This window comes from thiotrophic endosymbiont of Bathymodiolus puteoserpentis (Logatchev), from assembly GCF_900127505.1.
In the GTDB taxonomy this organism is placed as follows: Bacteria; Pseudomonadota; Gammaproteobacteria; order PS1; family Pseudothioglobaceae; genus Thiodubiliella.
The window spans coordinates 95,938-119,716 of sequence record NZ_UEXF01000073.1; the positions used below are offsets into that span (position 1 = coordinate 95,938).

General features: G+C 38.1%; 20 protein-coding genes and 1 pseudogene. 3 read left to right on the forward strand and 18 right to left on the reverse strand.

Annotated features, from left to right (window positions below; all coding sequences use genetic code 11):
- Positions 1–91: 91 nt before the first annotated feature.
- The 14 genes from nuoN to BHECKSOX2_RS09310 are packed head-to-tail and all read right to left on the reverse strand — an operon-like array spanning position 92 to position 14,321.
- On the reverse strand, positions 92–1,546 hold the full coding sequence (nuoN, locus tag BHECKSOX2_RS09245; protein ID WP_139683331.1) for an NADH-quinone oxidoreductase subunit NuoN: 1,455 nt from the start codon (positions 1,544–1,546) through the stop codon (positions 92–94).
- Between the two features lie 14 nt (positions 1,547–1,560).
- Positions 1,561–3,066: an NADH-quinone oxidoreductase subunit M gene (locus BHECKSOX2_RS09250; protein WP_090714520.1), complete on the reverse strand. Its 1,506-nt coding sequence runs from the start codon at positions 3,064–3,066 to the stop codon at positions 1,561–1,563.
- Between the two features lie 15 nt (positions 3,067–3,081).
- A complete protein-coding gene (gene nuoL / locus BHECKSOX2_RS09255; protein WP_139683332.1) occupies positions 3,082–5,043 on the reverse strand; it encodes an NADH-quinone oxidoreductase subunit L in 1,962 nt (653 codons plus the stop codon).
- Positions 5,044–5,056: 13 nt separating this feature from the next.
- Positions 5,057–5,362, reverse strand: a complete 306-nt coding sequence (gene nuoK / locus BHECKSOX2_RS09260) for an NADH-quinone oxidoreductase subunit NuoK (RefSeq protein ID WP_090714515.1) — start codon at positions 5,360–5,362, stop codon at positions 5,057–5,059.
- A complete protein-coding gene (locus tag BHECKSOX2_RS09265; RefSeq protein ID WP_090714524.1) occupies positions 5,362–5,973 on the reverse strand; it encodes an NADH-quinone oxidoreductase subunit J in 612 nt (203 codons plus the stop codon). The genes nuoK and BHECKSOX2_RS09265 overlap by 1 nt, the downstream gene beginning before the upstream one ends.
- A gap of 3 nt (positions 5,974–5,976) precedes the next feature.
- A complete protein-coding gene (gene nuoI, locus BHECKSOX2_RS09270; RefSeq protein WP_090714513.1) occupies positions 5,977–6,471 on the reverse strand; it encodes an NADH-quinone oxidoreductase subunit NuoI in 495 nt (164 codons plus the stop codon).
- Between the two features lie 26 nt (positions 6,472–6,497).
- Positions 6,498–7,562, reverse strand: coding sequence for an NADH-quinone oxidoreductase subunit NuoH (gene nuoH, locus BHECKSOX2_RS09275; RefSeq protein WP_180323743.1), 1,065 nt, complete (start codon positions 7,560–7,562; stop codon positions 6,498–6,500).
- Positions 7,559–9,811 (reverse strand): NADH-quinone oxidoreductase subunit NuoG, encoded by a 2,253-nt coding sequence (gene nuoG / locus BHECKSOX2_RS09280; protein WP_139683334.1) that lies wholly within the window; start codon positions 9,809–9,811, stop codon positions 7,559–7,561. The genes nuoH and nuoG overlap by 4 nt, the downstream gene beginning before the upstream one ends.
- Entirely contained in the window at positions 9,812–11,083 is a 1,272-nt protein-coding gene (gene nuoF / locus BHECKSOX2_RS09285; protein WP_090714505.1) for an NADH-quinone oxidoreductase subunit NuoF, read from the reverse strand. It lies immediately after the preceding gene.
- On the reverse strand, positions 11,080–11,553 hold the full coding sequence (gene nuoE / locus BHECKSOX2_RS09290; protein ID WP_139683335.1) for an NADH-quinone oxidoreductase subunit NuoE: 474 nt from the start codon (positions 11,551–11,553) through the stop codon (positions 11,080–11,082). The genes nuoF and nuoE overlap by 4 nt, the downstream gene beginning before the upstream one ends.
- Before the next feature lie 5 nt (positions 11,554–11,558).
- The gene (locus BHECKSOX2_RS09295; protein WP_139683336.1) at positions 11,559–12,812 is read right to left on the reverse strand and encodes an NADH-quinone oxidoreductase subunit D; all 1,254 of its coding nucleotides are present in this window, start codon (positions 12,810–12,812) and stop codon (positions 11,559–11,561) included.
- 10 nt (positions 12,813–12,822) lie between these two features.
- Positions 12,823–13,437, reverse strand: coding sequence for an NADH-quinone oxidoreductase subunit C (locus BHECKSOX2_RS09300; RefSeq protein WP_139683337.1), 615 nt, complete (start codon positions 13,435–13,437; stop codon positions 12,823–12,825).
- Positions 13,437–13,916, reverse strand: coding sequence for a NuoB/complex I 20 kDa subunit family protein (locus BHECKSOX2_RS09305; protein ID WP_139683338.1), 480 nt, complete (start codon positions 13,914–13,916; stop codon positions 13,437–13,439). Before BHECKSOX2_RS09305 ends, BHECKSOX2_RS09300 begins: the two co-directional genes overlap by 1 nt.
- Positions 13,917–13,964: 48 nt before the next feature.
- Positions 13,965–14,321: an NADH-quinone oxidoreductase subunit A gene (locus tag BHECKSOX2_RS09310; RefSeq protein ID WP_139683339.1), complete on the reverse strand. Its 357-nt coding sequence runs from the start codon at positions 14,319–14,321 to the stop codon at positions 13,965–13,967.
- Positions 14,322–14,531: 210 nt separating this feature from the next.
- Here BHECKSOX2_RS09310 and BHECKSOX2_RS09315 point away from each other — a divergent pair, with 210 nt between their 5' ends.
- Both BHECKSOX2_RS09315 and BHECKSOX2_RS09320 read left to right on the forward strand, forming a co-directional pair.
- Positions 14,532–14,891: a hypothetical protein gene (locus BHECKSOX2_RS09315; protein ID WP_180323744.1), complete on the forward strand. Its 360-nt coding sequence runs from the start codon at positions 14,532–14,534 to the stop codon at positions 14,889–14,891.
- 142 nt (positions 14,892–15,033) lie between these two features.
- A complete protein-coding gene (locus BHECKSOX2_RS09320) occupies positions 15,034–16,236 on the forward strand; it encodes a trypsin-like serine protease (protein WP_342589277.1) in 1,203 nt (400 codons plus the stop codon).
- A 227-nt stretch (positions 16,237–16,463) separates the two neighbouring features.
- On the opposite strand, the pseudogene BHECKSOX2_RS10655 reads toward BHECKSOX2_RS09320, so the two are convergent.
- Positions 16,464–16,565, reverse strand: a pseudogene (locus BHECKSOX2_RS10655) (IS30 family transposase); the annotation flags it as partial.
- Positions 16,566–17,042: 477 nt separating this feature from the next.
- Here BHECKSOX2_RS10655 and BHECKSOX2_RS09330 point away from each other — a divergent pair.
- A complete protein-coding gene (locus BHECKSOX2_RS09330; protein WP_139683343.1) occupies positions 17,043–17,954 on the forward strand; it encodes a hypothetical protein in 912 nt (303 codons plus the stop codon).
- A gap of 274 nt (positions 17,955–18,228) precedes the next feature.
- On the opposite strand, the gene BHECKSOX2_RS09335 is transcribed toward BHECKSOX2_RS09330, so the two are convergent.
- From BHECKSOX2_RS09335 to BHECKSOX2_RS09345, 3 genes are all read right to left on the reverse strand, one after another.
- The gene (locus BHECKSOX2_RS09335) at positions 18,229–19,776 is read right to left on the reverse strand and encodes an RNA-directed DNA polymerase (RefSeq protein ID WP_139683344.1); all 1,548 of its coding nucleotides are present in this window, start codon (positions 19,774–19,776) and stop codon (positions 18,229–18,231) included.
- Positions 19,777–19,841: 65 nt separating this feature from the next.
- Positions 19,842–21,260 carry a metalloprotease TldD gene (gene tldD, locus BHECKSOX2_RS09340; RefSeq protein ID WP_139683345.1) on the reverse strand — a complete coding sequence of 473 codons (1,419 nt, stop codon included), beginning with the start codon at positions 21,258–21,260 and terminating at the stop codon, positions 19,842–19,844.
- A complete protein-coding gene (locus tag BHECKSOX2_RS09345; RefSeq protein ID WP_139683346.1) occupies positions 21,257–23,770 on the reverse strand; it encodes a YhdP family protein in 2,514 nt (837 codons plus the stop codon). The genes tldD and BHECKSOX2_RS09345 overlap by 4 nt, the downstream gene beginning before the upstream one ends.
- Positions 23,771–23,779 lie beyond the last annotated feature (9 nt).

The window sequence follows — 23,779 nt, forward strand, 5'->3', positions numbered from 1 at the left end:
TGCTTGGAATTTTACCCAAACACTGGGCAACACTTTAATGAAAAATAGTAATATTTAACTTAACTATTGTTAAACCTTGAATTAATTCAAACTAAAACAAAGATAATGTTAATTTCATCCAAAAGTCCGGGAACAACCCAACAACTAAGATTAATACGGCATTAATTGATAAAACCAACTTCATATCCATTGGTGCGTTGACTGTTATTTCTTTATCACCCTCTTCAAAATACATTGATTTAATAATTTGCAGGTAGTAATAAGCGCTGATAACAGCAAATACAACGGCAATGATTGCTACCGTGATCATGCCGCTGGATATCACTTGTTGTAAGACGAATAATTTTGCATAGAAGCCGATAAATGGTGGCACACCTGCCATTGACAACATAATCATTAACATCATAAGCGCAAACCAAGGTGAGTGCTTGCTTAGCCCTTTGTAGTCGCTAATCAAATCAGCTTCAAAGCCCTTTTTATTGAGCAAGATAATAATACCAAATGCGGCTAAACTCATCAACACATAAGCCAAAATATAAAAAACTGCTGAACTATAACCTGTAATCACGCCAGTCACAAAACCCAGTAGAACATAACCAATATGTGAAATGGTTGAATATGCCAACATTCGCTTAATATTGGTTTGCATCAGTGCCACGATAGAGCCAATGGCAATAGATAAAATCGCCAGCACCATAAATAAATCCGACCAATAAGGCTGCATTGATCCTAGCCCATCAACCAGTAAGCGCACCAACATTGCAACTGCAGCAATCTTTGGCACCGTTGAAATAAATAGTGTGACTGAAGTTGGTGAGCCTTGATAGACATCTGGCACCCACATATGGAATGGCACCGCACCTAGCTTAAAAGCAATACCAATTACTAAAAATACCAAGCCAAAATTAAGCACCAGTATTTCTCTTGAAGCTAATGCTGTGCTATTGGCAAAGGTGGCAATCTCAGCAATATTAAGACTGCCACTGATACCGTAAACCATGCTCATGCCATAAAGCAATAAACCCGAGGCAATCGCACCCAAGACAAAGTATTTAAGTGCTGCTTCAATCGCACCGGCTCTATTTCGTGCAATAGCGATGAGTGTGTAAAGCGATAAGGATAAAATCTCTAAACCCAGATACAAAGTTAGCAAACTGTAGCCTGAAACCATAACCATCATGCCCAGTATTGACAACATAACCAAAACAAAATACTCGCCCTTAAATAAAGAATGTTGTATTAAATAATGACGCGAATAAACCATTGCCACCATCGCTGCTGCCATCATAAAGACTTTAAATACTGACGCCAAGTCGTCCAAGACAAATGAATACCCAAAAATGATTGTCTCTGGCTGCCCAATGAGATTAAACGACAATATACCTGTGATTAGTAAACTTAACTGCGTTAAGTAGTAAGCTACCTGCTTGAATGGTTTGGTTAAAAATAAGTCTAATAACAAAACCACAACAATTGCACTCAATAAAAATATTTCTGGCAAGGCTACCATTAATGAAGCTGTGTCAAATTGGACAGTATTTATCATTATTTAAACTCCTCTTACAATTTAGACGTTAATGCTTGATTGAGCAAATGCTCAATTGAAGTGTGCATGACTTCAATCATTGGCTGCGGATATAACCCTACCACTAGCACAGCAAGCGCTAATATTGCTAAAATAGAGAATTCACGACCGTTAATATCGTTAAGTGTTTCTACAGCTGGATTGGTGACAACACCCCAAAATACACGCTTAACCATCCATAATGTATAAGCTGCACCCACGATTAGCGTGGTGGTGGCTAATACCGCATACCAAATGTTGGCTTGCACAGCACCCAAAATTACCATAAATTCACCCACAAAACCTGAGGTGCCTGGCAACCCTGCATTTGCCATTGCAAATAACACCGCAAAACCCGTAAACTTCGGCATAGAGTTAATCACACCACCATAGGTTGAAATTTCTCTTGAATGCAAGCGGTCATACAAAACACCAACCACTAGGAACATCGCAGCCGAGATAAAGCCATGTGAAATCATTTGCACCATTGCACCTTCTAGACCAAGGAAGGCACCTTCTGGCGCCTGTGAGTCGTAAGCTAAGAATAAAGCAAATACGCCTAGCGTTACAAAACCCATATGTGAAATTGAAGAATAAGCGATTAGTTTTTTCATATCCCTTTGCACTAAAGCAACAAAACCAATATAAACCACTGCAATAAGCGATAAAACAATCACCACATCTGAGAATTGCAAAGAGGCATCAGGCGTAATTGGTAGCGAGAAACGGAAAAAACCATAACCACCCATTTTCAACATAATCGCTGCCAGTATGACAGAACCACCCGTTGGTGCTTGAACATGTGCATCAGGCAACCAAGTATGCACAGGAAACATCGGCACTTTAACAGCAAATGCCATAAAGAACGCCCAGAAAATCCACGCTTGCTCTGTTGCTGTTAAACTAAGATTATGCCATTCTAGAATTGAGAATGAGCCACTTTTGTTGTACATATAAATAAGTGATATCAGCATAAATACTGAACCTAAAAAAGTATATAAGAAGAACTTAATCGCCGCATAAATACGATTATCACCCCCCCAAATGCCCACAATGAGTAGCATTGGAATCAATGATGCTTCCCAAAAAGTGTAGAACAAAATCCCATCAAGTGCTGAAAATACACCAACAATCAAGCCTTCCATCATTAAGAAAGCTGCCATATAATGTGCCGGTCGTTTTTGAATGACTTCCCAACCTGCCCCAATCACTAAAACAGTTGAAAAAGTTGTTAGAATAATCAACGGCATAGAAATACCGTCAACACCTATATGATAATTAATATTGAATTGTGTAATCCAAGCACTCTTTTCAACAAATTGCATAAGGTGTGTTGATGAGTCAAAGCCCGTCCATAGACTAAGTGACATGAAAAATACTAAAATAGCAATGGCCAAACTCATCCAACGAGCCGTAGTCGCTCGTTCATTGCCCAACACAATAACCAGCCCGCCACCTAAAATTGGCAACCAAATTAATAAACTAAGTAGAATATTTTGCATAATTATATAAAAACCTCAAATCTCAAGTAATGGCTTGTCGCCCATAAATAGCGCCCAAGTTAAGATAACTAATAAACTAAAAATCATAAAGAAAGCATAATGATAAACATAGCCCGTTTGAATTGGACGAATCACAGAACTAACAAAGCCAACGAATCTAGCGCTACCATTAACTATCATTGAATCAATTATTGTAGAGTCAGATACTTTCCATAAAATATGCCCCAATTTTTTAATACCATTAACGAATACAATTTCATTAAAACGATCAAAACCATATAACGATTCCAATACATAGTTAGTGCGCTTAAAAGTCAAGCGCACCCAAATAGCCCACTGCGTTCTATACAATGAGAATATCCAAGCAGCCACGATACCGCCAATCATCATCCAGAATGGTACGGTTTGTAGCGCATGAGAAATCATTCCTAATGCGCTGTGGAATTGTTGTTTTAGCTCAGCCACAGACATATGATTTGATGTAACGGTAATAGCCTCATCCAGCCAACCCTTGAATAACATGGGTTCAATGGTTAAGTAGCCAATAACAGCCGAAGGAATTGCCAACATTATCAATGGAAAGGTGATTGACAATGGTGACTCATGTAAGTGTTTGGTAGTTTCGTGTTTAACGCGCGACTTGCCGTGGAATACCAAGAAAAACATTCTAAATGAATAGAATGCGGTAATAAATACACCGGCAACTACTGCATAATAAACCCAATCAGCATAAGGTAATTGAGAGAAGTGTACCGCCTCAATAATCATATCTTTTGAATAAAAACCAGAAAATCCAGGGAAGCCAATGAGTGCTAGTGTGCCAATCAAAGCCGTCCAGTAAGTAATTGGCATGTATTTTTTTAAACCACCCATTTTACGAATATCTTGCTCGTGATGCATAGCAACAATCACCGAGCCTGCACCTAAAAATAACAACGCCTTAAAGAATGCGTGTGTCATCAAGTGAAAAATTGCCACTGAATAAGCACTCACACCTAAAGCAACTGTCATATAACCCAACTGCGATAGAGTTGAATATGCAACCACTTTCTTAATATCATTTTGCACGATACCAAGCAAGCCCATAAATAAGGCTGTGATTGCACCCACTATCATCACTACTGTAAGCGCTACATCACTCATCTCAAACATCGGAGACATGCGCGACACCATAAAGATGCCTGCAGTCACCATAGTTGCTGCGTGAATAAGTGCTGAGATTGGCGTTGGACCTTCCATTGAACCTGGTAGCCAAACATGGAGAGGTACTTGTGCTGATTTTCCCATAGCACCAACGAACAACAACAAACAAATTACAGTGATTAAATCCGTACCCCAAAGTGTCTGATTGAATGTGTTATCAAGACTGGCAAATACCTCTGCATAGTCAAGTGAGCCACTAAACGCTAACACCAAGCCAATACCCAATAAGAAACCAAAATCACCCACACGATTAACTAAAAAGGCCTTGAGATTGGCCTCAACAGCACTTTCTTTATGGTGCCAAAAGCCAATCAGTAGATAAGAAACTAAGCCCACCGCCTCCCAACCGAAGAACAACTGCATAAAGTTGTTGCTCATCACCAACATAAACATCGAAAAAGTAAATAGTGAGATATAACTAAAGAACTTGGTGTAATCCTTGTCATGGCTCATGTATCCAATAGTGTAGATATGCACCATTAAAGAGACAAATGACACCACTACCAACATCACAGAAGTTAAATTATCTACCAAAAAGCCAACGCTAATATTGAGCCCACCAATTTGCATCCAAGTGTAGAGATTTTGATTAAAAACCGCGCCTTGCTCCAATACATGATAATCAAACACCACTGACGCAAGCACAGTAGAAACCAATACACCCAAAATCGTAATCGTATGCGTGACATGTCGACCCAATGTTCGACCAAAAAATCCTGCAATAATGGCGCCTAGTAAAGGTGAAAGTGCAATTGTTAAATAAATTTTTTCCATAACTTACTCTAATTTATCCTTTTAAACTGTTAGTGACATCAACACTGATAGAGCCTCTAATTCTAAACAATAAAGTTAGAATCGCTAATCCAATTGCAACTTCTGCTGCTGCTACCGTCAAGATAAAGAAGACAAAGATCTGCCCTGCTTCATTGCCCAAAAAATAAGAAAAAGCAATAAAATTAGTATTTACCGCTACCAAAATCAGCTCAACACACATCAACAAGGTGATGATATTGGTTCGATTAACAAAAATACCGACCAAGCCAATACAAAAAATAATGGCGCTTAGAATTAAATAATCACTCAAACTAATCATTATTTATTCTCCTTGTTTTTTGGGGTAATTGAAACCAAACGCACTCTGTCTTTTGCTTGAACTTTAACCTGCTCTGAAATTGATTGACCTTTGCGATTAACTTCTTTACGGTGCACCAAGGTAATTGCTGCAATAATCGCAATTAATAACAGTACTGCTGCCAATTCAAATGAATAAATATAGTCAGTATAAAGTTGTAATGCCAAAACGGTAATATTGCTATAGTCTGCGCCGTGTCTTGCTGGTGCTGCCATCACACCCAAACCAAACTGGTTATAACCCAATACCATTGCCATTTCAGTAACAATGATAGCTGCCACCAACAAACCAAGCGGCAGATAACCAGCAAACTTTGCACGCAAAGTAGATTTATCAATATTCAACATTTTAATAACAAACAAGAACAATACCATGACTGCGCCAACATAAACCAAAATCAAAGTAATTGCTAAAAATTCTGCCTCAAGTAAAAGCCAAATACTTGCTGCGGAGAAAAATGCCAAAATTAAAAATAGCACAGCTTTCGCTGCATTACGCGAGAAAATCATTGCCAACGAACTGGCAATAAACCAAAATGAAAATATATAAAAAATTATTTGTTCAGAATTCATCATTTACCTGTATTTTGCATCTTCTGCTCTAGCTTCACTAATGGCTTTTTCGTTATTATCACCAACTTTCAATAAGCGCTCTTTGGTCATAATACTACCTTGCCTTGAATCAATAAATACATAATCAAAAATTTGCGTTTCAACAATTGCGTCAACGGGGCAAGCTTCTTCACAAAAACCACAAAAAATACACTTGAATAAATCGATATCATACTGCGTGGTACGACGCGAGCCGTCTTCACGCATTTCAGATTCAATGGTAATCGCATTTGCCGGACAAACCGCTTCGCACAGTTTACAAGCAATGCAACGCTCTTCACCATTTGGATAACGACGCAAGGCATGCAAACCTCTAAAACGCGGTGAAATCGGTGTTCTTTCCTCTGGAAATTGCACCGTAATTTTTTTGTTAACGAGTTCTTTGGCAGTGATTTTCATACCACTGCGTAACTCACTAAGGCTAAAATCTTTAATTAATTTTTTAATGTCAAATATCATAGTAAATTATTTCCAAGAAAAGCTTTTCAAAACCAAGGCCCTATTTTAAATTGCGTCATTAATGCTACAACAAAAATCCAAACAATAGTCCATGGCAGAAATACTTTCCAAGATAAGCGCATAATCTGGTCATAACGAAAACGCGGAAAAGTCGCACGAATCCATAAATACAAAAACATAAAAAAGGTTGATTTTGCTAATAACCAAATAATGCCCGGTACCCAAGAAAATCCTGCCCCTAAATAAGCAATCCCTTCAAATGGAGAGTGCCAACCGCCAAAAAACAGTATCACTGCCAACACTGCCATAAAAATCATATTGGCATACTCTGCCAAGAAAAATACTGCAAAAGTCATACCTGAATATTCAACATGCGTACCGCCCACAATCTCAGATTCTCCCTCTACCACATCAAAAGGTGCGCGGTTAGTCTCCACCAAAGCAGAGATAAAGAAGATAATCATCATTGGGAACAATGGAATAAAGTACCAATTTAACACCCCACCTTTTTGTGCCATTACAATATCGTTAAGGTTAACACTACCTGCAATCATCACCACCGTTACCAAAGCAAAACCAATAACGATTTCATAAGAAACCAACAACGATGCACTACGCAATGCACCTAACAATGGATATTTAGAGTTTGATGCCCAACCTGCTAAGATAATGCCGTAAACGCCTACTGAGCCAATTGCCAAAACATATAACAAACTAATATCTAAGTTAGCAACATACATGCCTTCATCAAAGGGAACTACCGCCCAAATAGCAATCGCAGGCGCAATAGCCAATACAGGTGCTAACAAGAATAGATAAATATTTGCCTTACTTGGAAAAATAATCTCCTTAGTCATCAACTTAAAAGCATCTGCAATCGGTTGCAACCAACCTTTCGGACCAACACGGTTAGGCCCGATACGCAACTGCATATAGCCAATCACTTTTCGTTCTGCATAAGTAAAGTAAGCCACCACCAACATTAGTGGCGCCACCAAAGCCATCGCCTTAATTAGAATAATAACGATACTAGCGAATACACCATCAAACCAAGGGAACAATTCATATATCCACTGCCAAAATTCTGTCATGATTTATCTCCAGTTGACTGGTTTGCATGAACAAAGATGCAATTATTAGCTACTTTTTCAGTAATAATAACTGGCACGCCTAGATATTGTCCGCCTTCTTTGATACCTTCCTTCTTCGCGGTGGCTTTGTTCATTAATGCGTTGTGCATTTGACCAATCTTTGTCGCTTGCAGTGCAGTTGCATGTCTTGATAACACATCAATTGCATAAGGTGATTTCTGCCAAATGACACTCACGCCTCGCTTTGCCGTAATATTAATTTCTTTATTGTCTATTTTTTGCTTATGGCTTTGATTTGAAATTTCACCGGTAATTTGCTCAGAGTTCGCATAGTGAAAGCCTGACAATTCTAACAAATCTGCCAATACTTTTAACACTTTCCAAGCTGGCTTAGACTCACTTGGTGCACTGACTGCTGCTGCAAATGATTGTATAACACCTTCAATATTTATATGCGAGCCTGAGGTCTCATAGAAACTTGCAATTGGCAACATTACATCTGAATATCGCGCAACCTCTTTATCTCTAAAGCTATTCATTGAAACAACAAAAGTATTTTTATTATCTAATGATTTAATCGCTTGTACAGAATTATGAAAATCATACTGCGGATAAACATCTAACAAAATATAAGCACCCAAGTCTGCTGCTAACATTGCATTTGCATTCAAGCCACCTTGACCTGGAACAAAATTTACCATTTCAGCCGCCATTGAATTTGAGGTTGCACTAACATTTAGCGTTGTAGAACCCGTTTGTTGTGCAATCTCACTAATTAATTTTGCAATGCTGGCAGCTTGTGGGTTGTTAATTGCATGTTCACCTAAAATAATCACTGAATTATTTGACTCTAACAACTCATCTGCGATACACTTCGCCACATCACCTATTTTAACTTTACCTAGATATTTTGGAATCTCAGCACAAGAACGCTCTAAGATTGATTTCAATACCTCTGCTAATATTGCCACTGTTTGACCTGGTGAAACAATATTTTCACTATTGGTGCGATAATTAAAATCAAACGACATGGCATTAATCACATCAATACTTGCACCTGCTAAGGCTGCCTTACGCAAACGATGATTGATCATTGGCTGCTCTAAACGCAGATTAGCGCCAATAATCAAGCTGTGGTCAACCTTTTCTAATTCTACTAATTTAATAGTGGATTCTAAGTTAATCACATTGTCTAAATCTTTAACATTAAGACGATAGTCTATATTTTCAGAACCTACTTCTCTTAACATTTTTTGCAATAAATGAAATTCTTCAAGCGTTGCCGTATTTGAAGTTAATGCACCAAGTTTATTGCCACCACCTGTATTCAATGCATTATCAACCAAACCACGCACTGCAAACTCTAATGCCTTATCCCATTCTACTTCTTTCCATTGTCCATCCATCTTAATTTGTGGCTTAAGCAATCTATTTTCATGTGCCAAACCTTCATAAGAAAAACGGTCTCTGTCAGAAATCCACGTCTCATTCACGCTGTCATTATCTCTAGCAACAATTCGCTTAACTTTGCCTTTGTATGTTTGCGTGAAAATATTAGAACCCACCAAGTCGTGTCTCGCAATATTTGCCACAGAATGCATCTGCCATGTTCTTAGTTCGTAACGGAATGGCTTAGAAGTTAATGCGCCCACTGGGCAAACATCAATCATATTACCTGATAACTCTGAGGTAATACCTTCTTTCAAGAATGGCTCAATCTTCAAATCTTCACCACGACCCGTACCGCCCATTTCCATAATGCCGCCAATCTCACTACCAAAACGCACACAACGGGTGCAATGAATACAGCGCGTCATATCGGTATGAATTAATGCACCAATATCGCTGTTGGCAACAATACGCTTGCCTTCCGTAAAGCGCGAGACATCTGAGCCATAGTTCATTGCCACATCTTGTAATTCACACTCACCACCTTGGTCACAAATCGGACAATCTAAGGGATGATTAATAAGTAAAAACTCCATGACTGCTTTCTGTGAAGCCTTGGCTTTCTCATTTTGGGTGTGGACTTTCATGCCTTCGTTAATCGGCGTAGAACATGCAGGTTGTGGCTTTGGCGCACCTTCAACATCTACCAAACACATACGACAATTTGCTGCTATCGATAATTTCTTGTGATAACAAAATCTTGGCACACTGATGCCTTCTCTGTCAGTAACAGCGATTAGCATCTCACCTGCTTTGGCTTTGACTACATTGCCATCAATTTCAATTTCAATATCAGCCATCTAGTATCCTTTCACCATGCTCTCACCATGCTCAATATAGTATTCAAACTCCTCACGAAAACATCGCAAAAAACTCTCCACTGGCATTGCCGCTGCATCACCGAGCGCACAGATTGTATTGCCCATAATTTTGTCCTGAACACTCAACAGTAAATCAATGTCCTCAGGTTTTCCATCACCGCCCATAATACGCTTTAACACACGATACAACCAACCTGTGCCTTCACGACACGGCGTACATTGACCACAGGACTCATCGTAATAAAAGTGTGCAAGTCGCGTCAATGCCCCGACCATACAAGTTGAGTCATCCATTACAATCACTGAACCTGCACCCAACATTGAGCCAGCAGCCTCAATCCCGTCATAATCCATCGTCATTGCCATTGCTGCTTCTGCAGTCAATACTGGGGTTGATGATCCGCCTGGAATCACGGCTTTTAGTTTTCGCCCTTTGCGTAGTCCGCCTGCCATTTTAAGCAAATCTTTAAACGGTGTACCCATTGGCACTTCAAAATTCGCTGGATTTTGCACATGGCCCGTCACTGAAAATAATTTACAACCGCCAGAATTTTCCACACCAATATCGGCAAACCATTGTCCACCTTGTGCCAAAATATCAGGCACAGAAGCAAAACTCTCAGTGTTGTTAATGGTGGTCGGCTGACCAAATAGCCCTACATTTGCAGGGAATGGTGGCTTAAACCTTGGCTGGCCTTTTTTGCCTTCAAGTGATTCTAACAATGCGGTTTCTTCACCGCAAATATAAGCGCCAGCACCTAAATGTGCGTACAGGTCAAAACTCACACCACTGTTCTCAATATCTTTGCCTAGCAATCCTGCTTTATAAGCCTCTTTCAACGCACCTTCAAAACGCTTGAACGGCTCCATGAACTCACCACGGATATAGTTATAACCCACACTTGCATTCATCACAAAACCGCCAATTGCCATACCTTCAATCACCGCATGCGGGTTATACCTAAGAATATCTCTGTCTTTACAGGTACCTGGCTCACCTTCGTCAGAATTACACACCACATATTTTTGCACATCAGACTGGCGAGGCATGAAACTCCACTTCAATCCAGTAGGGAACCCCGCACCACCTCGACCACGCAGACCAGATGCCTTTAATTCACCAATAATTTCTTCAGGTGTGATTTTGCCTTTTAAGATTTTACGCCAAATCTTATAACCGCCACTTTTCTCGTACACTTCAAGCGAATGGCAGTTTTTCTTATCTAAATTCTTGAAGCAAACTTCATTCATTTGAGATTGTCCACAATGTCATCAATTTTTTTCTCGGTTAGATTTTCGTAATAAGTATCACCAATCTGAAACATTGGTGCACCAACGCAAGCACCTAAGCACTCAACTTTTTTCACATTAAGCAAACCATTTTTTGTTACTTGACCCGTTTTCACACCAAGCTTCTTCTCTAAATAAGACACCAAATCGTCCGCACCATTTAGCATGCATGAAATATTGTGACAAATGCGAATGGTGTGTTTGCCTACTGGTTTATGATTATAGTTCTCATAAAATGTTGCGACTTCGGCCGCTGCAATGCTTGACATGTCTAAATAATCAGCCACCTCAGCAATAGCCTCAGCACTCAAGCTGTTCTCATTTTCTGCCTGTACAATCTTCAACGCCTCCATCACTGCAGAACTTTGCCGCCCTTTTGGATATTTTTGTATCCAAGTATCAATTTGTTTTTTTGCTTTATTCGAAATCATAATTTTTACCTGTCAATCTCACCAAAAACAATATCCTGTGTCCCAATAATGGTCACCACATCAGACAACATATGCCCTTTTGCCATCTCATCCATTGCTGCTAAATGCGCAAACCCTGGGGCGCGTATCTTCACACGATAAGGTTTGTTTGCACCATCAGAAATTAAATAAATACCAAATTCACCCTTAGGATGCTCAATGGCACAATAAACTTCGCCTTCTGGCAAACAATAACCTTCAGTAAACAGTTTAAAATGATGAATGAGTGACTCCATATCATCTTTCATCTCAGTGCGTTTTGGTGGCGCTACTTTCTTATCGTTGCTCATCACTGAGCCTGGGTTTTCTCTCAACCAATCAACGCATTGCTTGATAATACGATTGGATTGACGCATTTCTTCCATACGCACCAAGTAACGGTCATAGCTGTCACCTGTAGCACCGACTGGAATATCGAATTCTAATTTATCGTAAACCGCATATGGCTGATTTTTCCTCAAATCCCACGCCACACCAGAGCCTCTGAGCATAGGCCCAGTAAAACCTAATTGTTTGGCACGACTAGCAGAAACAATACCAATGTTTACCAAGCGTTGTTTCCAAATACGGTTGTCTGTCAATAAGTCATCATATTGTTTAATGTTTTTTGGGAATTCTTTGACAAAGTCATCAATAAAGTCTAATAACGAACCTTGGCGATTTTTGTTCATCGCCTCTAATTCTTTAGGTTTGCGGAAATCATTTTTTAAATATTGTGGCATCTTCTCAGGCAAATCACGATACACACCCCCTGGGCGATAATAAGTCGCATGCATTCGTGAGCCTGATACCGCCTCATAGCAATCAATTAACTTTTCTCGTTCACGAAAAGCGTACAAGAAAATACTCATAGCGCCCACATCAAGCCCGTGTGTACCCAGCCACATTAGATGATTAAGGATGCGAGTGATTTCGTCAAACATGACACGAATATATTGAGCGCGTTCAGGCACTTCTAACGCAAGCATGGTTTCGATTGCTCTAACATAAGCATGCTCATTACACATCATAGAAACATAATCTAATCTATCCATATAACCAATAGATTGATTATAAGGCTTGGACTCTACGAGTTTTTCAGTGCCGCGATGAAGTAATCCAATATGTGGATCAGCGCGCTCAATGACTTCGCCATCAATTTCCAAGATAAGACGCAAAACACCATGCGCCGCAGGATGCTGCGGACCAAAGTTAAGTGTATAGTTACGAATCTCTGCCATTTTATAAACCTTATTTCCTAATTACTTTTGGTACATTAACATTTGGCTCAATACTCACTGGCTCATAAACCACTCTACCCAGTTCTTCATCATAACGCATTTCCACTTCACCAATCATCGGGAAATCCTTGCGTAATGGATGACCAACAAAACCATAGTCGGTCAAAATACGGCGCAAATCTGTATGGTTTTCAAACAAAATACCAAACAAATCAAAAGCTTCTCGTTCATACCAATCCGCTGCCGCCCAAATACCTGTAACGGTTTCAATCATCGGTTGTGCTTCGTCAACAAATGCCTTTACACGCAGTCGGTAATTCTTATTCACCGACAATAAATGATAAGCCACAGCAAAGCGTTTTTCATGCCTATCTTCACCACCACACGCCTCACGACCTCTGCCAAAACCTGAAGAACTGGCATTAGCATCCCAATCAGATTGCCCATAAGTCAAATAATCCACACCACATAAATCAACCAAAGTATCAAACAAGAAAGACTCTCTGAGTTTTAAGCAAGACTTGATAATATCACTAACATCAACTGTTAAAGTCAATTCGCCAAATGCATCAATAATATTGCCTTCGCCAAATTCTTCAATGAGTTGTTCTTTTAAGTCTTGCATTAGGTTCTCGCAATAGTATTGGTACGACGAATCTTATCTTGTAATTGCAAAATACCGTAGAGTAGCGCCTCTGCCGTTGGCGGACAACCAGGTACATACACATCCACTGGCACAATGCGATCACAACCACGCACCACGGCATAAGAATAATGATAATAACCACCGCCATTTGCACAAGAACCCATTGAAATCACCCAGCGAGGCTCAGGCATTTGGTCATAAACTTTCCTAAGTGCTGGCGCCATCTTATTCGTCAGTGTACCCGCTACAATCATCAAATCAGATTGGCGTGGTGTTGGTCTAAAAACGATACCAAAACGGTCAAGGTCATAACGCGAAGAACCTGCTTCCATCATCTCTACCGCACAACAAGCTAAGCCAAAAGTCATTGGCCACAATGAACCTGTTCTCGCCCAATTGATTATCTTATCAAGCGATGTGGTTACAAATCCTTCTTTCATTAAGCCTTCAATTGCCATAATTACCCTTGAATTTAAACTGAGTGCGTGACAAGCTTAACACAAATCTTATTCCCATTCTAGCGCCCCCTTCTTCCATTCGAAAATGAAACCTACGACCAATAAAGATAAAAACATACTCATTCCAATAAAGCCAAACCAGCCCAGTTGAGATTGAACCACTGCCCATGGAAACACGAAAGCAACTTCCAAATCAAATAAAATAAACAAAATTGCAACCAAATAATAACGCACATTGAAATACATACGCGAGTCGTCAAAAGGAGGAAAACCACACTCAAACTGAGAGTTCTTCTCTTCGTCTGGTTTGCTTGGACCTAGTACATAGCCAATTAACATTGGAACAACACCAAAGGCAATTCCTAACAAAATAAAAACTACAATGGGTAGATAGTTTTCTAACACTCAATTATCTCTCGTTATATGACATATCAAGCATTATAGACAATTTATTGTCACCTCGGTGGTCAAATATGACACAAATATATTTCTAACAAAACACACTAGAGATGTACATCATTATGAATTCTAGTGGTTGAATGTTTTATTTTTTAATATTTTTTTTGGACTAGTTTGGTACATCAGGATGATTCATTTCAATTAATGCTTATTTTAATGCAGTTTTGTTTGCGAAGTTGTGGCGACTTCCACACCTCAATTAATCCAGCACCTGACACCGCTTCACTGATTTGTGCGATCAGTGATGGGATTTTAGGGATATTGTGTAGGATGGACAACAGAACAGCAATTTATGGACACATCTACACCGTGCCAATAAGAAACGAACATACCAATGGCTTGCTTAGACAGCACCTGCTCAAGCAAAGGGTGTTTGATAATTTATCACAAAAACAAGTCAACAAGGCTCTCGCCTTGTTGAATAATCGACCAAGAAAAAGTCTAGATTGTCAAACATCGAAAGTGGCGTTTGAATTAGGTACAATACAACCAAAAAAAGTTGCATTTAGAATTTAAGTTTAAAAATTGGAAGAGTAGTTTGATCAAAAAAATACCGTAAAAAAAATTATATAAATTAACATTAATTGGTCTGATTGCTGCCTTAGCAAACCCCGCATTTTCCTTTGACAAAACTCATCATAAATCTAGCGATTCTGGTATTAATTTTCAAGTTCGTATTCAACATGACAAGGGACTGTGTTCAGACTCCCTCCTTTCTAAAAAAATAGTAATAACTTCAAAATATTGTCTGGGCTCTAATACAACGGTTTATTACAACAACACACCCTACAAAGTAAAGGCGACTCACCAGTTTGGAACATTAGTAACAGATCAAAAACTTAGAACAAACAAAGCAGCCTATGAAGATTTAGCTATCTTAGAATTGCAAAATGCAGTTGCTGGAGACAACATTAACTTCGTAAAAATACCAACAATAGCCCAAGAACGAGCGGCATTTGCTAACAAAACTGCTTTAACTCTATTTGGATTTTGGGGAGATCCACATCAGTCTATTTTTGGTTACGCTAACGAATTACATACCAATTGGCACCATGATGATTCCAAAAAGCTTGAGCCAGCCCCAAGTTGCCGCGAGGGGCCCAATGACGGAAGTTATTTTTGCTTACAAGCCCCAAGCGAGCCATACAAACCCCTTGCCAGAGTTGGAGATAGTGGCGGTTCTGTTACCTTTAAAGAGGATAACGAGTATTATATTCTTGGTGTTATTAGTACGCCAAATTACTATCCTCGATTAGGGTTTTTAAATACCAGAAGATGGTTGAATAAATTTTATATTGAGTTACATTCTGAAAAACAGTGGGATAATTATAACTACGACTACAAGGCACACATTGGTGATATGTATGTTTACGACGACCCATATAATAATTCAACTGAATATTTTGGACTTATGCAACTTTATGCTCACGGGGTATACAAAAAGGCATACTGGTATTTCCCTACCGATAAAAAGCATAATTTTTACTGGGTTTATTTAGGCGACACAGATCCACAACAATCCCTTAATGAACTTGATATGCTTTTTAGTATGAATCAATGGGGTCAAAACGATCGTAAAGGTAAAGCTGGTGATATCTATGTCTATGTTAATTACTATACCAATAAGATAGAAATGTTTACCTTAAACGCTGCTTGTACTGGTGATCAAAGATATTGGTATTTCCCCACTGATGCAAGTGATAATGACTGCTGGTCATACGACGGGTTATTTTCTGACTATATTAAAAACAAAAAATCCAAGCCTGAACCCAAGCCTAAGTTTAAGCCTTTGTTTAATTCTAAGATTCCCAACCCTTTTAAAACAAATGTTACTAAATCAATACAGACAAGAGTCCCTTGATAATAAAATTCTTGCATAGATTCTTAAATTCAAATTTTAAGCGCAACTTTTCATTGTTAAATAAGGCCTGATTCAAACACCGATCGGGGTGTTTGCTAATCTAGACTCTTTCTTACTTGTTAGCCTTGTCGTAATTGTTTTTTACACTTTTTATGGGTGCGGCGTAGGTGTATTGCCGTTTTCTTTTTTGTCTTGCAAAATGTATTAGTAGCTACATTCGTTCTTAATTTGTAACGATAACTTCGCTTGCCAGTGTTACGAGCAAGCTCTCTGGATATGTTTGATTTATTAACACCGATATTATCAGCAATGAATGACTGCGTCATTCCTAAAATTTAATAAATAACAGGTCTAGGAAATGCTTGGGGCACAAGACCCCATTTCAGGTCTTTACCAAGTTAACTGGCAAAGACTATTTTTTAAACCGAAGTGTTACACTTGTAGAGTTTGCTAAATTCTTAAATAACAATCCTATTGCTCCACTTCTTAATATATCAGACACCACTTAGTCGTTTATCGGTATACTTCTTGGCGTTGAGTCAAACCTTTTGTTTTCTGTTGGGAAAAAGGCGAAAGCGTTTAATGAGACTAACAAGAGATGATTTCTATAGGGCACCCCAGAAACCCTAGTGCGATTTAGGGAATGCAGAAAATAGTGCCTTTTTTATTCAAAAATGAAGAGGATACCCAACTATTTAACGAGTTTTTGGGTGAAAAATCGTTATTTGATGTATTTCATAAATTGTGCTGGGTTTTTTGAGGGCACTCTAAGATGTTAAGTTTATTTAATTTATAATTAGAAAAAAATGAAAATAATAAAATTGCATGTCTTAAGTTTGCTGTTTGTTGGCAGTTTTAATGTGTTAGGCACTGAATGTAAGATTAAAAATAAAGATTTAATATATGAAGTTACATCATCAATTTATTCATATTCAAATGTCACTAAAACTGGAAATTGTAGATGCAAAACAGGATATGAGTTTATGATTAACCCTGCTCTCTCTATAAGAAGATTATCAGCCTCAGGAAAAGATAATTTATTTACAGAGTCACCTGGTTTAGAAAAAGGAAAGAAGCTACAGTGTGTTATAGCAAAATATGACACAGAACTATCGACAGATGATGATGGCATACAAATATCAACAGCTGCTTGGGTAATACCTATTTCCCTGTTATCTATAGCAGTTGGTACTATATCTTATAATGCTATTAAGTCGTATTATGATATTTCTAGAAATACTCATAATTCTACAGATACAATTGAAATGCTTGATCGTCATCTACTTCCAGAAAATCAACTACAAAGTGTTGAGAGAAACATTTACTCTAAACTTGATACAAGTAGGGTGGCTCCTTCTAATGAAAATACTCCTGCTGACTTTGGTAGAAATACTAATGATAACTTTAATATTAGTGAAAATACTAATGATAACTTTAATATTAGTGAGCATACTTTTGTTGACTCTAATGTTATTGAAGGTACCGATGTTAACTCTAACCTTATTGAAAATACTGGCGCTAGTAATGAAACTATTTACACTAGTATTGATGGTGATGGTGATAGCGTACATACACCACTTAATGGTGGGGCAACTGGTGGACCGGGGGACTTACCAAGTACTACCGCCGATGCTGGAATAAGGGCTGCTCCCCCTGTTCCAGAAAGGGGATATCGTGAAATATCATCTAATGTGCGCGGCAAATGCAATATATTATAAAAAATAAGGTTGTCTTTTGCGCGCACTCACAATTTCCTTTTAACTGCCTCGGACAAGCTTACCCTCAACAATAGCCGGACACTTATTCTAAACTCAGCATATTGCCCTCAATTGCCAATGTCGCTGAATTTGATTTTATTTGCGAAGTTATGGTGACTTCCCTACCTCAATTAATCTAACATCTGATACGGCTTCGCTGATTTGTGCGACCAGTGATAGAATTTTTGGGGTTATTGTGTAGGGTGGTTGATAAGACATTTGTTAAACAATCAATTTAGTAAAAAAAATTATTGACTTCTTTATTTTCAACAACACAAGACAAATTATCTATTTCCCCTGTATCAATAATACTATTATCCTTTATTATTTCATAGAAATCATCATGTAGCCAATCTTTTGAATTCCATATGGGGTGCCCGTCACTGTGTTTCATTCTTACTAATTCAAATAATTTTCCTATATATTCTCTTTCAATATTAGCAACAATAGCTATTCTCTGCAACCATAAAAACAAATACTCAGAATTAGATTTATTTTTAAACTTTTTCAAGATTAGTTCGATTACTTTTGTCTTGTTTTCATCACTTATATCGCAAATAATCTTACTTAGAATTGATACAAAGACTGGGTAGATTCTCGGGTTTTTCAGTGCGATATCAACTAAAATACTTACCAATGTAGAGTAATTTTCTTTAAATTCTTTTTTTATTTTTGACTCCTGTATAATAAAAAATGCATGCTTCGCAAACCGTTTATTTTTTATTTTTTTTCCTAAGTCTTTATCAAGTTTTTTTAGTGCCTTTTCCAAACTCCCTGAGTTGGGATAGTTATCTGACAAATTTTTAATGACCAACAATTGTTTTTTAAGATCTTTCTGCTGCTGGTAGTTGTTAATAATTTGATGTAATTTATCTTCTTTTATTGACGAATTAATAATGTCATTAGAATGATAAGTTTTTTCACCATTCAAACGCATACCCATCTCACTTAAAATCTTAGAAAGCTCTCTAATAATAGTATCGCCATCTTGTTTGCTATTGGTGAAAATACGATAATCATCTCTATATCTAATAATGTGATACTCCATACTTTCATCAAGACAATTGCTTAAATATTTATCAATATAACCCAACACCATTTCAGCAATAAAATCCATTAAAACACTGCCTTGCGGTATGCCATTAGTTTGACCGTAATTCATACCTTTTAAGGCAGTGTCAATAGCATTCCCTATGCACTTATCGTTTCGCTCTTTCTTTGCAACTTCTCTAGTGTGAATTGCCCAAGGAATAGAATGTGTATAAATTGCACCATAACAATCAACAATATCAGTGTGAAAAATATAATCATATTCCAACCCTAGTTCAATTGATTTTTGCTCTACTTGCTTTGACCATTCTAATATTTGTTCTTTTGTACCACTCTCCTTTGGTGGCACAATAGGCATACTTGCACAAACAATATTTGTGTTAAACCTATCAAATGCTGATTTAATATCACTCCAGTTGTCTTTTTCAGTGATCTTGTGTACCAAATCTACATACAAAACTGGGTGAATAAGTTGAAACAAACGCCATGCATATTGACCGTCTTTATTAGTAAATAGTTTGTAATTTACATTTTCATAACTGCTGGGATAAATATTTTTATTTCCCGCGTTTTTTTTATAAATTTGTGAATTATTATTCAATTCAGCAGATATTTTTTCTATTAATGAGTCAAATTTTATATAGGGTGGAAATTTAACACTATTATAACTTTCTTCACGCAAAAGAAACTCTCTTGCTTTTTCGTGTTCTAGATCTAATATAGTTTTAGCCATATTTATTATATAACCCTATAAACTTCTTGTTAATACTGCATTTTTAATTGTTACCCATTGCGTTATCATACTTGCGTACCACCAACAGTAAGCTCGTCAATTTTAAGGCTAGGTTGTCCAACGCCTACTGGCACGCTTTGTCCGTCTTTGCCACAAACACCAACACCACTATCAAGTTTTAAATCGTTTGCTACCATAGATATTTTCTTCAGTGCTTCATCGCCAGAGCCGATGAGGGTTGCGCCTTTGACGGGTGTGGTGATTTTGCCATTCTTAATAAGATAGGCTTCATTTGCTGAGAAAACAAACTTACCTGAGGTGATGTCAACTTGACCGCCATCAAAATTCACAGCGTAGAGTCCATCATCAACGGAGGCAATCATATCCTCTAATGTGTCTTCACCATTGAGCATATAGGTATTGGTCATTCTTGGCATCGGGATATGCGCATAAGATTCGCGTCGCCCATTACCCGTTGGCTCAACGCCCATCAATTTTGCGTTCATCTTATCAAACATATAACCTTTCAAAATGCCATTTTCAATCAAAGTGGTATTTTGCGTCTGTGTGCCTTCATCATCAACGGTTAAAGAACCACGGCGATTGGCCAAAGTGCCGTTATCAACAATGTTGCATTTTTCACTGGCAACTTGTTCGCCAATTTTCCCCGTAAAAACAGAGGTGCCTTTGCGATTAAAATCCCCCTCTAAGCCGTGTCCAATAGCCTCGTGCAACAACACCCCTGGCCAACCTGGCCCTAAGATTACGGGTAGTTTGCCAGCAGGAGCGTCTTGCGCCTCAAGTGCGACTAACGCTTGACGAATGGCTTCTTGGGCATAGACTTCAGCAAAATTATGATCGACAAAATACCGATAATCATAACGACCACCACCACCACTTGAAGCTGACTCAATTCTACCCTCATGCTCAACAATCACGCTAACACTGATACGCACCATAGGGCGATAATCTTTTTGATAAACGCCATCGGTTGAAACAATCAACACCTCGGTATAAGCCCCTGATAGTGAGGCACTGACTTGTTTAACTTTTGGCTCTTTTCTGGCAATGTTATCAATGCGTTTTAGCAAATCAACCTTCTCTGCTGAGTTCAGACTGTCTAATGGGCTCAAGCCGTTGTACTTAGCCACATAAGGGATTGACTGCAAAGTCTGAATTTTTTGTGCTACTTGGTTTTTAGAGATACCTTTGGCAAAATCAACGGCTTTTTGAATGGCATCAATGTTTAAATCATCTGAATAAGCAAACCCTGTTTGCTCTGCCTTAACCGAACGCGCACCAACACCATGACTAATATTATAGGTGCCAGATTTGACGATGCCTTCTTCTAAGAACCAAGATTCAGCAATTGAATGTTGGAAATACAAATCTGCATAGTCAATGCCTTTGACAAATAAGTCCGAAAGCAAGCCTTCAATTTTATCTTGGTTTAGATAATTTTCATTAAGTAATTGTTCAATCATTGTTCTTTAATAATAGGTTTATCCCACGCTCCCGTAATTTTATATTTAAACACTGCGGCTTTATTAATTAAATCACCGCCAAACAATGTTTTGTCTATTGCCCACACACCTAAGCCAATCAACCCACCTCCTGCAAGATAGGTGGCAATAGGTACAGCGTTGCTGATGGCAGGTGTTACTTTTGCTATCAAGTCATATTGCTTATCCGTAATATGACTTTGCCCTGTCAGAACAATATTGCCCGATAAAGCTTTTAAGTTAAAATCCTCAATCTTAGCAACTGCATTTTTTAGACGCACCTGCGTTTTTATATGTTCATAAGTAAAGCCTTTGTTGGTAACATCAGAAAAATTTAAGCTTAGGCGTTTAGCAATTGATTTAATATTGAGCAGTGACAAAATTCGTCCAATATGAGGGTCTTGGTCGGTAAATACGCCTTTTTTAACATTCATATCGAGATAACCAGTGATATTTTGATAGCTCATATTCCATGGAGCACATTCGCAAGCAAGACTCACATCAAAATCAAATTCTCCACCCGTGGCTTTTTCTTTAACTTTCAGCCGCTGCAAAAATTCAGACAAACTCTTGCCTTTTGCCTTAGCGCTAAGTTGTGTGTTTTTACCATCCCAAGAGCCTTGAAAATTAAGCACTTTTTTGCTAACGCCAATCCCTTTAAACTGTAAATTATTAATGGAAAGCACGCCATCCTTAGACACCAATTCAGCACCAAAATCTGGGAAAATATTTTCGTTAATGCGAATGTTTGTAGCGTTTAAATGCATACTAGGAAAATCTTTTGGCGTGATCTTCCATTCACCTTTAATCACACCTAAACTTGTAACTTGCAGCTCTAATAATCTAACATTTGGAATACCCGCTTCATTTGGGAAAACTGCCACCTTGCCCTTAACCGATTTGGATTCAATCCTTCCACGCCAAGATTGATCAAGTTGCTTATCAATATAAGCCTTAAGCCCGTTATTCTGATTGGTCAACATCACACTAAAAGTAGTGTCGCTGTTGTCTGTTTTCTTAGGGTTGATACGAATGTCAAACGGCATACCGCGAATATTGCCTGCACCAATAGCGGTAATTTCATTGTTATGAAATGCCAGCTTTGAATCGTAATTCTTAACCACAACGCCATCATCTAGAACGGACAAACGATTGTTTTTCAGGATCAAATCAATATCTAATATTGACTCTCTTTCATCTAGTGGAATCACCAAGCGCATATTGCCAGTTACCTTGCCAGATAAATTAATACTATTTAGCGTCTCATGCACCGATTTATCAAGTGGCGAGCGCTTTAAAAAATCAACCAAACGCTCGCTCTGAGTATTAATTTTGCCCGTGACTTTGACATCTAAATCCTGTTGGCTTATATCGTCAATTTGAACCTTAAGCGTATTGAGTGTCATATTATTAAGTTCGGTATCATGCACCATCACTGTCATTCTTTTGCCATCCGTTTCAAAACTGGCGTTAAGTTTTTTAAGTGGCTCCCAATCCTCACTAAACTCAAGCTCCACCTCTTTTAATTGGCTACTGAATTGCACTTGTGCATCGCTTAATTTTGATAGATTTTTCTTAATTTTAAGTTTTGAATCTTGCAATATGCCAGCAAGAAACCCCTGTTTTATCCAAGTATAAGTATCATCGCCCACTAATTGTGATGGTAAATAATTGACAAGTTTGTTGACTAACATTTGCTCTAGAAAACTCTCAAACTCAACAACATTATCTCCCGCCTGATTGGTAAATTTAACATTCGTTGTTATCAATAAATCTTCATTACTAATTGTGATTGGTAAATTTAACAGCGCATTTTCAGATTGAGCACCAAGAATGGTAGCAATAATATCTACCTTGCTCGTATTTGGCTCTGATGCCTTAAGGCTTAAGCTCTGTCCAGTAATCTTAAGTGTAAGTTGCTTATTGTTAGAAGTAATTGATAGGGGTGCAATTTCAATATTTTGATCACCTTCTTTGATGAGCATTTTATTAATATCTAACGCCTTTAAAAAATCAAATATCTCTGAGTTCGGTAGGGCTGCCAAATACTGAACTTGCTCAACATCAAATTCAATGTTGCTTTGAACGGCATTTAAATCAAGTGTCAGAACACCAATAGAAATCTTATCTGGATTGTAAATATCATTGAATAATAAGTATAAATATAACTCCCATTTTAAATTATCAGCCACCACAACTAGATTTTTCTGCCCTCTCAGAGGGCTACTGTTTGGTGCTGGCTCAATAGCGAATGCTTCCAATTTATCTATTTTCAAAGATATATTGCCATTCTTAAAATCAAAATAGGGTTTAGAAATTTTAACATCTAAATCACTAAGTTCGGATAATTGCGCTTCAAAGGGCTCTTTAATCAATACAGGAAAGGTTATAACAACTATGACAATCAAAACAATAAGTGTTGCTAAAATACCGCCAATCCAAGTACTTAGCTTAAGTATTTTAACGCTGTGCGATAGTAATTTTTTGCTCATTAGACTGGT